At 49.0% G+C, this 16,497-nt stretch carries 13 protein-coding genes; 6 read left to right on the top strand and 7 right to left on the bottom strand.

The genetic code is table 11. The features are described from left to right. Positions 1-10: 10 nt before the first annotated feature. From ACN0VA_RS12930 to ACN0VA_RS12905, 6 genes are read left to right on the top strand one after another with little or no spacing between them, the layout of a single operon-like run. Complete coding sequence (locus ACN0VA_RS12930) at positions 11-871, top strand: heme/hemin ABC transporter substrate-binding protein (RefSeq protein WP_417821562.1); 861 nt, start codon at positions 11-13, stop codon at positions 869-871. 2 nt (positions 872-873) lie between these two features. Further along, positions 874-1,983, top strand: a complete 1,110-nt coding sequence (locus ACN0VA_RS12925; protein WP_417821561.1) for a FecCD family ABC transporter permease — start codon at positions 874-876, stop codon at positions 1,981-1,983. Next, positions 1,977-2,813, top strand: coding sequence for a heme ABC transporter ATP-binding protein (locus ACN0VA_RS12920; RefSeq protein WP_417821560.1), 837 nt, complete (start codon positions 1,977-1,979; stop codon positions 2,811-2,813). The genes ACN0VA_RS12925 and ACN0VA_RS12920 overlap by 7 nt, the downstream gene beginning before the upstream one ends. After that, positions 2,810-4,186: a heme anaerobic degradation radical SAM methyltransferase ChuW/HutW gene (hutW, locus tag ACN0VA_RS12915; RefSeq protein WP_417821559.1), complete on the top strand. Its 1,377-nt coding sequence runs from the start codon at positions 2,810-2,812 to the stop codon at positions 4,184-4,186. Before ACN0VA_RS12920 ends, hutW begins: the two co-directional genes overlap by 4 nt. After that, positions 4,179-4,706, top strand: coding sequence for a heme utilization cystosolic carrier protein HutX (hutX, locus tag ACN0VA_RS12910; RefSeq protein WP_417821558.1), 528 nt, complete (start codon positions 4,179-4,181; stop codon positions 4,704-4,706). The genes hutW and hutX overlap by 8 nt, the downstream gene beginning before the upstream one ends. A gap of 4 nt (positions 4,707-4,710) precedes the next feature. Further along, a complete protein-coding gene (locus tag ACN0VA_RS12905) occupies positions 4,711-5,376 on the top strand; it encodes an SDR family oxidoreductase (protein ID WP_417821557.1) in 666 nt (221 codons plus the stop codon). A 341-nt stretch (positions 5,377-5,717) separates the two neighbouring features. On the opposite strand, the gene ACN0VA_RS12900 is transcribed toward ACN0VA_RS12905, so the two are convergent. The 7 genes from ACN0VA_RS12900 to ACN0VA_RS12870 form a co-directional block, all read right to left on the bottom strand. Continuing rightward, complete coding sequence (locus tag ACN0VA_RS12900; RefSeq protein ID WP_417821556.1) at positions 5,718-6,926, bottom strand: PepSY-associated TM helix domain-containing protein; 1,209 nt, start codon at positions 6,924-6,926, stop codon at positions 5,718-5,720. 1 nt (position 6,927) lies between these two features. After that, a complete protein-coding gene (locus ACN0VA_RS12895; protein WP_417821555.1) occupies positions 6,928-9,291 on the bottom strand; it encodes a TonB-dependent siderophore receptor in 2,364 nt (787 codons plus the stop codon). Positions 9,292-9,380: 89 nt separating this feature from the next. Next, positions 9,381-10,358, bottom strand: coding sequence for a FecR domain-containing protein (locus ACN0VA_RS12890; protein WP_417821554.1), 978 nt, complete (start codon positions 10,356-10,358; stop codon positions 9,381-9,383). Further along, a complete protein-coding gene (locus ACN0VA_RS12885; RefSeq protein WP_417821553.1) occupies positions 10,337-10,855 on the bottom strand; it encodes a sigma-70 family RNA polymerase sigma factor in 519 nt (172 codons plus the stop codon). Before ACN0VA_RS12885 ends, ACN0VA_RS12890 begins: the two co-directional genes overlap by 22 nt. A 105-nt stretch (positions 10,856-10,960) precedes the next feature. Beyond that, positions 10,961-14,206, bottom strand: a complete 3,246-nt coding sequence (locus ACN0VA_RS12880; RefSeq protein ID WP_417821552.1) for an error-prone DNA polymerase — start codon at positions 14,204-14,206, stop codon at positions 10,961-10,963. Between the two features lie 5 nt (positions 14,207-14,211). Then, the gene (locus tag ACN0VA_RS12875; protein ID WP_417821551.1) at positions 14,212-15,768 is read right to left on the bottom strand and encodes a Y-family DNA polymerase; all 1,557 of its coding nucleotides are present in this window, start codon (positions 15,766-15,768) and stop codon (positions 14,212-14,214) included. Then, on the bottom strand, positions 15,765-16,268 hold the full coding sequence (locus tag ACN0VA_RS12870; RefSeq protein ID WP_417821550.1) for an ImuA family protein: 504 nt from the start codon (positions 16,266-16,268) through the stop codon (positions 15,765-15,767). Before ACN0VA_RS12870 ends, ACN0VA_RS12875 begins: the two co-directional genes overlap by 4 nt. Positions 16,269-16,497 lie beyond the last annotated feature (229 nt).

Genomic DNA, 16,497 nt, shown 5'->3' with positions numbered 1-16,497 from the left:
GGGAATGACCATGTTTTTCAAAAAAATGACGAGTGAACTTTTATTAACAGGCCTTCTTGCTGTTTCTTTCAGCGATGCGTTTGCACAAGCCCCTCGTGTGATTACAATTGGGGGATCTCTGACTGAAATTGTGTATGCCCTCGGGCAGCAGGACCACCTAGTCGGGGTGGATTTAACCAGTCAGTGGCCACCGGAAGTGAAGGATCTTCCGCAGGTTGGTTTTTACAAAAAAATCTCGGCAGAAGGGGTGCTGTCTCTGACCCCCACCCATGTTTTCGCCTATGAGGACACGGAACCTGCAACCGCCGTCCAACAATTGAAGGATGCGGGCGTGTTCGTCACGACATTTGGCCGTACGCCCCCTCAGGAAGCGTTGTTTGAAAATATCGCGATTATCGGTGATGTATTGTCGGCACCTGAAAAGGCGGATGAATTGGCCCGTCAAATCAAATCCGATCTCGGGGCGGTCGCGCAAAAAGTCGCAGCTAAAACCGATAAGCCGCGCGTTTTGTTTTTGCTGAATTACGACCCGTCACAAATGCTGGTGGCCGGGCGTGGAACCGTGGTGCATCACCTGATTACATTGGCGGGTGGGGTGAATGTGGGTCAGGAGTTGAAAGGGTATAAGCCGCTAAATTCAGAAATGGTTACATCTCTTGCCCCCGATGTGGTGCTGAGTGTGGATGAACGCTGGGAAAGTATGGGCGGTGCAGAGGGGATGAAAAAACTGCCCGGCATGATGGATACCCCGGCAGGGGCGCATAATCGCTTTGTCGCATTACCCGGTTCGTTAATGTTGGGGCTGGGGCCACGTATTGCTGAAGGGGTTCAGCTCCTTGTTGATGCAATCCATAAAGAAAAAGGGACATGATTGTGAACGTTCAAACGTTGTCTCTTTCTCATTCACCTGCAAAAATGTCTAGCGACATTATTCGTCCCCGGACTTATTTTTTGATAATCGGGTTGTGGGGGGTACTCTTTCTGACTTTTTTGTTTGGGATCGGGATCGGACCTGTTGCAATTCCTGTTTCTCAGACATTGGCTGTTCTTACCGATGCGATTGGTTTGTCATGGTTCGGTGATTTCACCGCGCAGCAATCGGCTATTTTATTAAATATTCGAATGCCACGGATTTTATTGGCGATGCTGGTTGGCGCATCATTGGGGATTGGTGGTGCCGTTTTACAAGGGTTGTTTCGTAATCCGTTGGCCGATCCCGGTCTTTTGGGGGTCTCCAGCGGTGGTGCCTTGGGTGCGGTTTGTGTGATCGTATTGGGAACTGCATGGTTCGGGTCGTTGGGTGCCTATTTACATAGTTTTATTTTACCGCTAGCGGCCTTTGTCGGTGCCTTATTTGCGGCCGGGATTGTTTATGCCATCGCACGACGCAATGGACGTTCGGACAAGGCGACCATGTTGCTGGCCGGGATTGCGGTCAACGCGGCTGCCAGTTCTGGTACAGGCTTATTGGTTTATATTTCCGATAGCGAAGAATTAAAAAGTCTTACCTTCTGGATTATGGGCAGTTTGGGGGGCGCGAACTGGCATATGATCGCTACGCTGGGTTTCTTTATCCTTATACCCGTTGTGATCCTGCCGCGTTTTGCCCGTGCCTTGAATGCCATGTTGATGGGGGACGGCGTTGCTGTTCATTTGGGATTTGATCCGGTTTGGGTCAATCGCTGGGCCGTTTTACTTGTAACGGCTACGGTGGGCGCAGCGGTGGCGGTCTCCGGCGTTATCGGCTTCGTCGGATTGATCGCCCCGCATGTCGTTCGCCTGATTGGAGGGGCAGATCATCGTTTCGTTTTACCGGCATCGGCCTTGGCTGGGGCAATCATTCTTGCCCTATGCGATATTTTTGCACGCATGATCGTTGCCCCGGCGGACCTGCCAATCGGGGTGATTACAGGAAGTCTAGGGGGACCGTTTTTTATTTGGTTGCTGATGCGACGCGCCAAACAAGGGAGGATCGCATGTTAAATCTTCAAGCTGAATATATAACACTACGCCTAGGGAACCGGGAGGTTGTCAAAGACGTATCGTTGTCTGTGCAACGGGGGCAGCTTGTGGCCCTGATTGGTCCGAATGGGGCAGGGAAATCGTCTTTGCTGCGCCTGTTGTCGGGGGAACTTGCACCGACTTCGGGCGAGGTAAAATTAAACGGAAAAGCGTTGACGGATTGGTGCCGCAAGGCGCTGGCATGCCGTCGTGGCGTGGTCCCGCAAGATACCCATCTGGATTTTGCGTTTTCTGCGTTGGAGGTTGTGTTGATGGGTCGTTCCCCTCATTTGTCCGGTTCTATGGAACGGCAAGTCGATTATGCAGCAGCTTTATCAGCGCTGGATCGGGTACAGGCACAGGACTTGGCTCATCGTTTGTATCCCACTCTGTCAGGTGGAGAACGTCAACGGATACAAATTGCACGGGCGTTGGCGCAAATTGACTCGCCAAAGTCCGATGATGGACGCTTGTTGTTGCTGGATGAACATACCGCCAGTCTGGACCCATCCCATCAACATGGCATGTTTCAAATTGCAAAAGATATTGCAGAGGAAGGAGCCGGCGTTTTGGCTGTTGTACACGATTTAAATTTGGCGGCGGGATATGCTGATCAAATTGGTGTTTTGGATCAGGGGCGACTGGTGGCCTTTGGAAAGCCCGAAGATGTGCTGGTCCCTGATGTCATGCAATCGGTGTTCGGTTTGTCTTCATGTTTGACACGCAATCCCATAAACGATCAACTGAGCATTGTGACGGCACCTTATACGATCTCCAACCCATCAAGGGCTGCAATGGGGGCAAACGCATGAGTGGGCATCTTGTTCTCGAAGATCATTTCGCCAATGGGAAACATCCCCTGGAAAGGGCATTTGATCGGCGCAATTTGTTTCCGTGGTTGCAGCGTTCGATGCGTCCGTTCCCTGATCCGCGGGCGAATTATAAAGAGCTGGTTTCAGAAAAAAAATCGGGGAAATGCGTTGTTTATGTGCATGTTCCGTTTTGTGCAAACCATTGCCTGTTTTGCGGGTTTTATCGTGATCGTTCGGCAGAAGAAGCCATGCGCGACTATACGGATCATCTGGTGCAAGAGATTGAAATGGACCCGGTGAAAAACCGGGTTGATACCGTCCATGCGGTTTATTTGGGTGGCGGGACGCCCAGTGCCCTGTCTGCGCAGGATTTGCAACGGGTTATTCGCGCTTTGCGTCAAAACCTGCCGTTGGCCCCGGATTGTGAAATTACAGTGGAAGGCCGGGTGGCTGGTTTCGATCTTGAAAAAGTCGATGCCTGTTTTGATGTCGGTGTGAACCGAATTTCTGTTGGTGTACAAGCGTTTGACACCCAACTTCGCAGACGTTTTGGACGCAAGGCGGATCAGGAAGGGGTGTTGGAGTTCCTGTCTGCCCTGAGTACACGGAACAAGGGGGCGGTTGTTTGTGATTTGATTTTTGGCCTACCCGGTCAGACCATGCAAGGTTGGCAGGATGATGTACGCCTATGCAGTCAGTTGGGATTGGATGGTGTCGATCTTTATTGCCTGACGGTCCATGATAAAGGACCGTTGGCAATGTCGATTGAAAAGGGCGCCTTGCCCACGCAAGCCCCGCTTTCTGAAATGGCGCAAATGTATCAGGCCGGATTGGAGATTATTGAACACGCTGGTTGGCGCCATCTCAATCAGGCGCATTGGGCGGCAAACACACGTGAACGCAATCTTTATAATCAACTGGTGAAGGCTGGTGCCGATTGCATTGCCTATGGATCAGGGGCGGGTGGATTGCTGGATGGACAGCGGTATGTCGTTGATGGGGACCGGATTTCTTATCAAAAACGTATCGCAAATGGTGAAAAACCCCTTGCGATGATGTTGCCGGCCGCACGCCATCACCATGCCCGTGATTTGATTATGGGCAGTTTGGAAGGGGGGCGTCTTGATCTGAATGAACTGGAACGATGCACTGCACCGGGTCTGACAGAAGCCTTGTATCCCTTATTTGAACAATGGCAACAGGCGGGACTGCTTAGCCTGAGTGGGACAGTTGCCGTTTTGAAGACACCCGGTTGGTTCTGGCATTGCAATCTGGTTGGCAGTCTTTTTGAACTGATTGGCGTTTTTATAGATGGAAATAAAGCGGAAAAACCCCGTTTTGCATTTACTGAGAAAGGAAAGAAATATGCTTGATGAGAATACGAAGACGGTACAATTGGCAAAATTGCGCGAAAAACTGGTTAAAAGTCAGGATGGCGTTTTAGAATCCATTGCGGCTAACCATCAACTGAGCACACGTGATGTTCTGGAATGTTTGCCAGAAGGCCATCAGGTCGGTGTAGATGGGTCCGCGTTTGTGGATGTGATGGAGGACTTGACCCATTGGGGGGATGTTACATTTTTGGTTCATACCAAAGATATTATTTTGGAAAGCAAAGCGCCAGTTCCGGCAGGTAAACCGGCAGGTGAGTTTTTTAATTTTGAAGGGCATACAGCGATTGGTGGGCATTTGCGCTACAAACATTGCAAATCCATTCACTTTGTTAAACGCCCGTTTATGAAAATGGATACGTGCGCCATTCTATTTATGAATGAGGAAGGCGAGGCGATGTTTAAAGTATATGTCGGGCGTGATGAAAAACGAAAACTTCTGGAGGATCAAATTGTGCGTTTTGATGCGTTACGTGATCGTTTGAGCCAACAGGCGGCTTAGATCAATGGGGATGACGACACCCGATATTGTCATTTTCGGTGCCCGCACGGGCACCGGACTTGAACTGGCAAAAATTGCCAGAGGGGCGGAACGTAACGTCGTTGGCGTAATCAGACCCGATAGCGATCCCAGCGAATTATTGGCATGGGGCGTACAAGTGGTTTATGCCGATGCCTTAAACCCGAAACAGGTTGAAAATGCGATTGCGGTAGCCCATTCAAACTGGATCGGTGTCAGCACATTAGGTGGTCCCGATAATGTGGATTACGAAGGAAATGTTGCTGTTATTGATGCAGCTTGTAAAGACGGTGCCCAACATTTTTTACTGGTCAGTTCGCTGGGGTGCGGCAATAGTCGGGAATTTGCCAGTCAACGCCTGCTGGATGCGATTGGGCCTGTTTTGACACAAAAGACCAAGGCAGAAGAGTATTTACAATCAAGTGGACTTTCTTACACCATTGTGCGCCCCGGCGGGTTAATCAATGAGCCGGCGAGCGGGCAGGGGGCTTTATATGAAAGTCCGGCCGTTCATGGGCGGATCAATCGAACAGATTTGGCGAGGGTTCTCTGGTGTAGTTTGGAAAACCCGCAGTGTGAAGGTAAAGTCTTTTCCGCAATTGATCGTGGATTGTTACAAGCCCCAGAAGGCACACGGGAATTTATGCCTTAGCTGTGATCGCTCGACTTCGCCGTTCAAATGTGGACTCGAGGTTTGATATAAACAGGCTGCATTTCAAGGTCTTCAGCATGCCAGTGGAATTTACTGTTATACGATATAGTCCGTGTTGCTGGATTTCCGGGCGACTTAAAAACATGGTGGGAGTTTATATCCGTCATGTTAAGTGATCCTTGGTCTTATCCATCGTTATTGGTTTTGATTTGCCTTGGGCTATTTCCAAAATTAAGATTTTGGGAGACAGTAAACAATTTAAAATTTTTCCAACAAATAGGATTTCTTGTTTCTGATGTGATTGAAGCAAATAGAATTGAACCAATTAGAAGCAAAATCCCTCATATAGAAGATGCTCCTCGGCCTTTTTTGGCTTTGTCTTTACGCCACCAGATTAAAAGGCCTGTTACGGTAACAACCGTGATGAGGATCCCCATCAGTGTTACAAGAACCCGATAAGGCAGTCCTGCGATCCGCGCGATGTGCAAGGTTGTCAACCAATAGGTGAAAGTATCACCGGAGGCAATGCCGGTAGGTAAAGAGTAGTTTCGTAACACGCCAGTAGAAGCATCAACAAAGACCCAGGTTTGTCCAAAGGTATCATTTGCATCAAGGCTTGTGCGTGCCATGAGTTTTAGGACATTTTGATCAGGGTAGTAAGCAAGTCGTTCGTGTTCAAAAATATCGAAATCGTACGTTTGACTTAATTGGGACAAGAAGTCGGCAGCGAGCGCATAGCCTTTTTCCCATCCGATTTCGGGCGCATTTTTTAAAGGTATTTTATTGGAGGGGATTTTATCTTTTTTATCGGCAAATGTGATGAAATTTGACATCACCGGGCGATATACTTCTGAATAAAGTGTCATTGAGAGGCTGCTGAGAGCAAACATGGCTAAAAATAGCCATGCCCAAAGACTGAATGCCGTATGTAGGTCAAAAGTAAATTTGTGTGAGCCCGCTTTCCATCTGATTTTCCATAAATTCTTCCATTTTTGTACTCTGGATTTAGTGTTTTTTGTGGATACAGGTAAAGTCAGGAAAATTCCAGTAAAGCAATCGATTAGCCACAAAATAGATATAGCGCCCAATATGTAGCTGCCCGTCTGCCCCAAAGTTAAAGATTGATGCAATCTGTAAATAAAAGGCATCAGGTTGGTCCAGCCTTGCGAGATGTCTCCCCATTCTCTTTTTCCGACAATTTCTCCGGTATAACGGTCTACAAAAACCTCATTAAAGTTCAACGGGAGTTGTTTTGTCTCTGGCTCGATAAAAAACAAAGTCATATCGGTGTTGGGTAAGTTTTTCAGAAGCATCCAGTTCGCCCGAACATGCGGAAGTTTTTTTTCGACATGATCACGGAGTTCAAACGCGCTGAGCGGGGGGCGAGAGAGGTTTGTTTCTGGCGTTTTCTCAACTGGCTGATTCAGCCATAGATCAATCTCTTGATACCAGACAAGCAAAGAGCCCGTCAGGCTGGTTATGATCAGGAAACCCGCCATAACCAACCCAACGTATCTATGCAGAAGAACCAGTTTCTGTCTGATTTTCATGTTAGAAGGTGTAATCTACACTGAGTTTAAAGGTTCTACCGTCTTCACGAACGATGCCGTTGATGGATCCCGGCGAATAAATTTCCTCATCTAGTGCGTTATTGATCAGAAAATCAATTTGCAGAGCATCATTCAGTGCATAATAGACACCGAGATCGGTCTGCAGATGACTCGATATTTTTGTTGTATTTGCATCTTGTGCAAATCTGCTGCCGATGTAAGAGAGTGTGCCGCCAAGGCTCAGGCCGGGTGCACTTTCAATATCATAACGACCTTGAAGTGAGGCTGTATGGGTCGGGACATTTGCAAAACTATTGCCGACAAGGGATTGATCGTCGGTTTTGCGGATGCTGGTTTTAGTGTATCCATAGTTTGTGGCGAGGTAGAGATTTGGAGTGACATTGCCAGAGAGGGAAAATTCAATCCCCTTGGAGCGAGATTGGCCTTCTGCAACTTCGAAATTAGTATTTACCGGATCTTCAATGGCAATGTTGTCTTTGGTTAGAATGAAACCAGCGAGATTTGCCTGTATGTTCCCAAAATCAAGCTTGGTGCCTATTTCATACTGCGTTCCCTGTTCGGCTTCTAGTGGGCGTGCGCCCGACGTGGTTCCTTGTTGGGGGACAAAAGACTCACTACGGCTGACATAGATGGAGGCTTCTTTACTCAAGTCATAAATTAGACCGAATTGAGTTGTCCAATCTCGTTGACTTATTTCGTCCACGGATACGGCGGCCGTTGTGTTGTTGATTGTTTTTTGTGTTTGCTTTGAATCTATGTAGCGGATACCACCCAGCACGTGGAAGGTGTCGTTCCATGTTATCCTATCTTGAAGAAAAGCGGAAAGAATGGTGCTTTCCTGAAGCGTTGTTCTATCACGCACCTGATTAGCTAATGTCAAAGTGGCCTTTTTATACGTCGGATTATAAAGGTCGATACTGTCCACATTGTAAATTTTCGTAGGACGATCATCTTCGGAATAACGATAATTAGCCCCCACGATAAATTTATGTTTCAGGCTGCCTGTATGCAGCTCACCAGCTAAATCCGTGATGATTTCATGATCGGTCCTGAGCGTATCTTCGCCAATAAAGACACGTCGATTGACTGTTTTGTTATCTGCGTTCAAGCCTCGTGAATAGTATTCCATAAAGTCGGAAGTGTTTTCTGTGTAGGTATAGCTAAAACGCGCATCAAGCCCATCTGTCAAAGCGTGGGTTAAGCGTGTATTGACATTAAATGAGTCTCGCTTGGTATAGCTGTCGCTAGAGGCAATATTCACGGATTTTTGATAGTCACCGTTCGGATTTCCAAGGATTGATCCTTCGAATGGTGTGCCTGTGTTGATCGCACTCCATGAGTTTTCCGAATAGCTCCCCTCGATGGTGAGGTTCGTGTCATCCGTCAAGTCCACGGTAATGTTCGGGGCAAAAAATTTGCGATTGAAATCCCAGTTGTCCAGTGAGGAACCTTTTTCTTCATAGGCGGCATTCAATCGAACGCGTACCCGATCACTCAAGGGACCGGTGATGTCAAAAGTACCGCGGTAGCTGTCGTAACTCCCGACGTTAACTTTGGTATCAGCGTAGAAATAGGGGAGAGGTTGTTTCGTCACAACGTTGATGGTTCCGCCGGGCTCCATTTGGCCGAAAAGGACAGAAGAGGGACCGGTTAACACTTCAATGCGTTCTACATTCGCAAGGTCGGTTGGATGATCTGTTCGGCTAAATCCCAAACCGTTTGAGGTTTCTGCGGTATCATACCCGCGAATGCGGAAGTTATCGGCAAACATATCTTGTCCGGAACCCGAACGCGAAGCGCTGGGGACAAGGCGAATGACCTCGCCAACGGTATCGGCTTGGGCGAGTTCTACTGTTTCAATGTCAATGAGGTGGATATTTTGTGGAATGTTTTTGACGCTGTCTGTTTTTTGTCGACCATATACGTTGATCGGGGCCACCTGAAAGCTTGATGTTTCTGGTAATTTTTTAATCTTGTAAGCACCGTTTTCGTGTTCAAAACTTAATGAGGAGTTTGCAAGAAGTTGGTGTAGGGCCGTTTCTATCTCATAAGTACCAGATAAGGCAGGGGCTGTCTTTCCTGTGACAAGCTCAGGTGAAAAGGAAAGGGTGATTTGGGCGGTACTTGCAAAGGCTGTGAGTGAGCTACTCAAGGAACCACTTGGAATATCGTAGGTTTTTTGGTTGGTGATTTGAGCTTGTGCGTAGGCGCTTCCTGTAATGACAGGAGTGAGCGTGACGGCGAAACCCAAAACACCAGCGCTGAAAATAGTGGTGAAGCGTTTTTGTGTGAGGGGCAGTGTACGATTTCTCGGGAAGTGAGAACCGTTGTTGAATGTTTTCATTTGCCTGTTATGTCCTTCGATCTAGATTTGTTTGTTGGTTCTATTGGACATGCCGAGTGAGAAGGAAAAAGGGGACACGGAAAGTGACTTTATTTTTCGACAATAGAAACCCAGTAAGGACTGAGGCGGGAGACACGTACAGGCAAGGTGCTTGCGATCACATTCAGTGCAACGTCCGTATTTGACAGTTGGAAAACACCTGAAATTCGATGGTGGGCAACGGCAGGATCACATCGTAAAACCCCCATGCGATAACGTGAAATTTCAGCAATTAAATCGCCAAGCTTCATGTTGTCACTGATGATTTGTCCACTCACCCAAAGAGGGGTAGGGTGATCGAGTGTGGTTAGCTTCATCGTTTTATTTGAGTTGAAGGTGAGCGTGTTTCCTTTGTTTAACCGCGTTTCTGCAACCTGTGATGTCGGTGTGATTGCAACGCCATGTTCATAGACATTTACGCGGACTTCTTCACGATCTTCAAACTGACGTACAGAGAAACGGGTCCCTAATGCGCGGATACGGCCGCTTTTGGTTTGTACAACAAAAGGGGGGAACGATTTTCCTGATTTAGCTTTTGCTGTTTCAACCAGAATTTCACCTTCTATTAAATGCAGAACTCTTTGCGTCGCATTAAATGTTACGTTTACACTGCTCGCTGTATTTAGATACAGTCTGCTGCCATCGGTCAGAGTGATTTTTTGTGTCTCACCTACACTTGTTTTATAATCGGCAGAGAGGGAAGGCCATTCATCCCAAAGGATTTTTGCGCCGGGAGCGATAAATAGAAGGGTTGCGAGCGCCTTAAACGCGCTACGGCGATCTAGGCGTTTGCGACCCCATATGGTTTTACCAACCTCTGCGGGCACAGCATCAATCATCCCCATTAAATCTTGAGCCGTTAACCAAGCTTGTTCGTGTTGGGGGCTAAGGGTGCGCCAATTGTTAAATGCTGTCTGCTCTGATGGTGTTAAAGAGGTGTCCTGCATAATGGTGAGCCATTCTGCCGCTTCTTCCATAATTTTGCGTGAGGGTTTGTGCATGGTCTTTAGGCGAGTGCGAGCAGGCATTGGCTAAAGCCTTTTTGCATGTAGCGTTTGACTGTACGCGTGGAAATATTCATCAAATCGGCAATTTCCTGATAGGTTGCTCCCTCCAGTTGGGAAAGGAGAAAGGCTTTACGTACAGGAGTGGGTAAGCGATCTAGCGCACAATCAATATGTTGGATTGTTTCTAGCAGGATCTTTTGTGATTCAGGGGAAATGGATTCCGGCTGCGGGAGTGCAGACAAAGCCTCTAAAAAAGTTCTCTCCACATCTTTGCGTCGGAAATGATCAATGAGCAAACCTTTTGCAATTACTCTCAAGTAAGCTTGTGGCTTACGTAACTGATAAATATTGAGTTCGTCCCGTCGCATTAACACGCGGACAAAGGTATCTTGAGCTAAATCAGCAGCTTGATAACTACAATTCAATTTTGTGTATAACCAGTTTTTCAACCAAATATTGTGCTCATTATATAAATACTCAACATTACAATTTTGTATCATTATAATTTCAACGTTCAATTTTTCGCATAGAGCTTATTTTAATAATGATTATTAGTATCAATGTCAATTAGCAAGAAAATTTATTACAAAAATATATTGTAAAATAAAAGTGCCTTTTGATGCCTAATGGAAATCCCGACTATCCACCTTGAACGGGGCTTTTTGGTCTTTGCTTTCTTCGGCCAATTCGGTGATCGTTTTGGTTTGTGGCGTAATGGCCCAGGAGATATTGCGCGGATGCGTGCGCGCCCGGCTGTGGATGGTGGTCGTTTCGCTGAGCTCATGGAGCAGGCCGGAAAGATCAAGCAGTTCTTCCGCAATCACATGGATGACGCCTTCTTCCTGCTGCACTTTGCCACGCACCGCCATGAGGCTGGCGGACATCAGGACATGGCGATAGTCTTCAAACACCTTGGGCCAGACGATCAGGTTGGCGATGTCGGTTTCGTCTTCGAGTGTGACAAACACAACGCCACTGGCGGTCCCCGGACGTTGGCGCGCAATGATTAACCCGGCGACAGTGACCTTTTTATCCTTGGTGACATTGATTAGATCTTTGGCCGGTTTCACCCCGGCCTGTGTCAATTTATCGCGCAACAATAAAAGCGGATGTGCCTTTAGGGATAGGCGCAAGGCGGCATAATCTTCAATGACTTCTTCCCCTAAACTCATTGGTGGCAACACGACGGTTTGTTCAACTCCGAACTCGGCGGGGGTGCCGAAATTGTGCCTTGTGTCCATCGCTTCAAAAAGGGGGAGGGGGCTGGCAGCCTTGCGTCCTTGCCCCAACCGGCGGATGGCCCACAGGGCGTCGCGGCGTGATAGGCCGAGGCAGGCAAAAGCATCGGCGTTGGCGAGCTTTTCCAACATTGCGGGGGAAAGGCGGGTTTGCCGGGCCAGCAGATAGAGATCACGATAACCTTCTTCGGGACGCAAGCTGACCAGTGTGAGCGCATCCATTTCGTTGATCCCTTTGACTTGACGAAAACCGAGGCGCAAGGTCCCATGTTCAATCCGGTTATCCCAATGGCTGTGGTTGATATCAACCGGTTGTACCTTGACGTAATGGGCACGCGCATCACGGATCAACTGAGCCGGGGCGTAAAATCCCATGGGCTGACTGTTGAGCAAGGCGCAAGTAAACACCTCTGGATGATGATGTTTCAGCCAAGCGGAGACATAAACCAAATTGGCAAAACTGGCAGCGTGACTTTCGGGGAACCCATAATCGGCAAAGCCTTCAATCTGCTGAAAACAACGTTCGGCAAAATCGGGCGCATATCCTTTGGCCTCCATCCCGGCAAGAAATTTCTCACGATGCTGCTGCACTTGCCCGATGCGCCGGAAGGAGGCCATATCCCGGCGCAAGCGATCAGCTTCTTCCGGTGTAAAGCCCGCTCCAACAATCGCGACCTGCATGGCTTGTTCCTGAAATAGCGGCACGCCATAGGTGCGTTGCAGAACGCTTTTCAGTTCGTCTGACGGGTAATCGACTTTTTCCTTGCCCGTTCGCCGGCGCAGATAAGGATGCACCATATCCCCTTGGATCGGACCTGGTCGCACAATGGCGACTTGTACGACGAGGTCATAAAACTCTCTGGGTCTCAGGCGTGGTAGCATGGACAATTGCGCCCGACTTTCGACTTGAAAGACCCCGATGGCATCGGCCTTTTGCAACATTTGATAAACGGCGGGATCTTCTTTGGGCAAGGTTGGCAGGTCAAGGTCTATATTTTTATGATCACGCAATAAATCAAAGGATTTGCGGATGCAGCTCAGCATGCCAAGGCCCAATACATCGACTTTGAGGATGCCGAGTTCCTCGATATCCTCTTTGTTCCATTCAATGGTGGTGCGCCCGTCCATCGCAGCATTGGCAATGGGTGAAAGTTCATAAAGTGGCCCACGCGTGATGACAAAACCGCCGACATGTTGTGACAGGTGACGGGGAAAACCGATCAGTTCGGCACTGAGTTCCATAACGGCACGGATGCGCAAATCGTCAGGGGAGAGCCCCGCATCGCGCACCTGTTCCTCCTTAATGCCGCTGGTGCCCCAACCCCATATGGTCTTGGTCATCCGGCTTAAGGTATCGTCATTCAGGCCGAAGACTTTACCCACCTCGCGAATAGCACTGCGCGAACGATAGGTGATGACTGTGGCGGTCAGGCCAGCACGTTCCCGACCATAACGTTTATAAATATACTGGATGACCTCTTCGCGGCGTTCATGTTCAAAATCCACATCTATATCGGGCGGCTCGCCGCGTTGTTCGCTGATGAAGCGTTCAAACAAAAGATCAATCCGGTCCGGTGCCACTTCGGTAATAAACAAGCAATAGCACACAGATGAATTGGCCGCCGACCCGCGTCCTTGACAGAGGATGTTTTGGGAACGTGCAAAACGGACAATATCGTAAACAGTCAGAAAGTAAGGGGCATAGTGTAGTCGTCCGATCACGTCCAGTTCGTGATGAAGGTTCGTTTCCACCTTTTGCGGCAAGCCGTCCGGATAGCGTTTGTGTGCACCTTCCCATGTCAAGCGGATCAGGCGGTCTTGTGCGCTTTCCCCGTCTTCTTCCTCGTACGGATATTCATAACGCAATTCATCCAGATGGAATTGGCAGGCTTCAGCAATGCGCACTGTTTCAGCCACCCAATGGGGATGATCGGGGAAAAGGGCCGCCATCGCTGTGGGGGACTTGAGGGTCCGTTCAGCGTTGGGAAAAAGGCGATATCCGGCTTCTTCCAAGCGGCAATGGTTGCGAATACAGGTCAACACATCTAACAAAGCTTTGCGATTGCGTGTGTGCATATGGACATCGTTGGTTACGACAATAGGCAGGTGCAGGGTTGCTTCGGCTTGTTCGCTGAACAAAAGACGGGCCTCATCAAAGCCATCAAAATGACGACTGATAGAAAGCCATAAGCGATCACTCAGCCCCTTTTGCATACGTTTTAGCGTGTCGATAAAGTCTTCTTGTGGTCGCACGGGCTGCACAGCAATAAATAAGCTGCCTTGAGAAAATTCAAGCAGGTCGCTGAAATAAAGCTCACAGTCCCCTTTGGGCGCGCGACGTTTACCGATACTGAGCAACTGACATAAGCGTCCATAAGCGGCTCTGTCAGTGGGGTAGCACAATAATGGCGGGGCATCACGCAAGAGCAACTGCATGGCCGGGATAAAACGCATGTTGTGATCACGCGCAGCAATATGGGCACGCACGGTCCCGGCAAAACTGTTGTGATCCGTGAGAGCCAATGCATCCAAGCCATAAACAGCCGCACTGGTAATCAGTTCATCAGGGTGAGAGGCGCCGCGCAAGAAACTGAAATTGCTGACACAGTGAAGTTCGACATATTCAACCATGACCTTTATCCAAACCAGCCATGAACAAACCAACGGGCTTGATTGTCTTGGGCGTAACTGCAACAGAGCCAGAGGTCCCGGCCCGCTTGATCCTGTATGCGGTAATAATCACGCATGCCTAAGCGAGCGTTCCAGAAATCAAGCTTCAGGTCATGCCACCATTCCCGCGTCAGGCGTTCTGGCCCGCTAATGTGCTGGGCTTCAATACGCTGTTTGCGCCAGATGAAAGACTGAGGAACAGTATTTTGATGGGAATTGTCGATTTTGATGGGTTCCGGTTTGTTCAACAACCGGATGGGGCGTTCTGGCAAGGTGGGAAATGATTGATGTTCTTTTGACGGTTGGGAACTATAGGTGAATGCCCGTTCCGGGAGATGGCTGGCCTGAGGATGCATATAGGTGACGGCTTGAGAGCCCAAGCGTTGACGCAAATGATCGATCAGGCCGCTGAGGGCACCGCTATCTGCGTTCTGTTCTTCATCATTACCAAGGGTGACTTGCGTCTGTTCAACCCATTGGCTGTGCAGGGCGCGCATGTGAATTTGTTCAATTCCAAAGCCGGGGTCCACACCTGGTAATTGATTATCCAGCAACCGCATCAGGGCAGAGACGTCCTGCACCGGTGCACTGGTTTTGAGAGGAAAAGAAATGACATGGCCGTCCACCCGATTAAAACGTATCCCCAGCATACGGATGCCAAATCCGGCTTCTTTGATGTCGTGGCAGAGTGTTGTTAAGAGCGTTACGACAGTATCGCGGACGATCTCCTGACTGCCGAGGGGATCGGGGAAAAAGCGGATCACCTCATAGGGTTTATCCGTATGCAGAAAGGAAAGGGAAGGCGCATGAGAACCTACCATCCGGTCCAGACGGTCCAAAAGATCGGGACCAAAGCGCGTGGTCAGGTTGGCACGCGGTAGTTCGCGTAAATCAGACAAGGTGCGTAGGCCCAACCGGTTTAAGTTCTGGACCGTCTGGGCAGGGATGTCGAGAGCAGCTAAGGGAAAGTCTTGTGTTTCTTGAAGGGTTTCCCCTTCTTTTAAGCGTGGATTGCCTGTGTGAAAACGGGCGCTCGCCCAAGCGGCAAGGGCAGTATCGGCCATCCCTAAGTGCAAGGCTGTGACCGTGGGTGCATAAGTTTGCTCAACCGTTTCAAGCAAAGCCTCCTCCCCGCCAAATAGATGGGCCGCCCCGCTCATATCCAACCACAGGCCGCCCTCGCCAGTTGTCAAATGGGGGCCGTCCAGCGCGATCCAAGGGGAGAATTGATCCGCCAGCGCGGCAAGCTTTAAAAGTTCGGCTTTATCTTGTTCGGGCGCATTGGGCAGGGTCTTGAGTTCAGGCAGGATGGCACGGGCATCGCCTAATCGCATGGTGGGGCGCAGGCCTTTTTTATGTGCAAGTGCGTTCACACCGCACAAGTAGGTACCACGATGATCGCTGGCCGTTGTGGCAAAAGGGGATTGAGCCAGATCGGCGGGCTGTTCAGGTGAAGATGCATTAAGAATGTAACGCCCCACAGCCAGTTGGGGAAACCAGAGGTACAGAAAACGTTGGGTCATCGCTCCATTATCCACTGATGGGGGCGAACGCCTTTCCCGCCAAAAAGGTTGAGAGACCAGAGGTTTTGGCTCTTCCCACTAATCTGCCAGCGGGTACGGGCCACCGAGCTTTTCTCCATTCCTCGGGTGTCATGACACAGGGCAAAGGCGTAGCTCTGCCCCCGTTCGCAAGCCAGTTGCAGACGGCGCGAGGCTTTGAGGTCCAGAAAAGGTACCTCCGCAATGACGCAAGCCGCTTGGCCTGAACGCAAACATTCCTCAAATGCCCATAAAATATCGCGAGAATGTGCAGGATGAATAAAGATCGCGGATGCCTGTAAGGCAACGGGAAGAACGATAGCATTGAGTAGCCCGGTTTCCTGTTGATGGGGGGAGGGTATAAAGAAAATATTCCTGCTTTTGCTTCCTTTTGTGATCTGTGCGGCAAGTCGAATGACATAAAGGCTGTTTCCTCCATGCCCGATCTGCCCAAAAAACTCATGCAGAGCCGGTCTGTCCATTGTCTTACAAGGGATATGGTGCTCCCTATCCGGTATACCCCATGACAAAGCTTGCTCTCTTTTCTGTGTTAAGACAGGGGAATGAGGGCTTTGATCATATAAAATTTGTCGAGCAAGGGCTAATTTATTCATCTTTATATTCACTATTTGTTCTTTTTTAGGATAATTCAGTGAAATAAAGAGTCAAGAAGATTCAATTAAGGACTTATATCGAATTTTTATAAAGCTT

Origin of the sequence: Terasakiella sp. (genome assembly GCF_048267425.1) — a bacterium.
Lineage (GTDB): Bacteria > Pseudomonadota > Alphaproteobacteria > Rhodospirillales > Terasakiellaceae > Terasakiella.
This window is presented reverse-complemented; position numbering and strand designations above follow the sequence as displayed.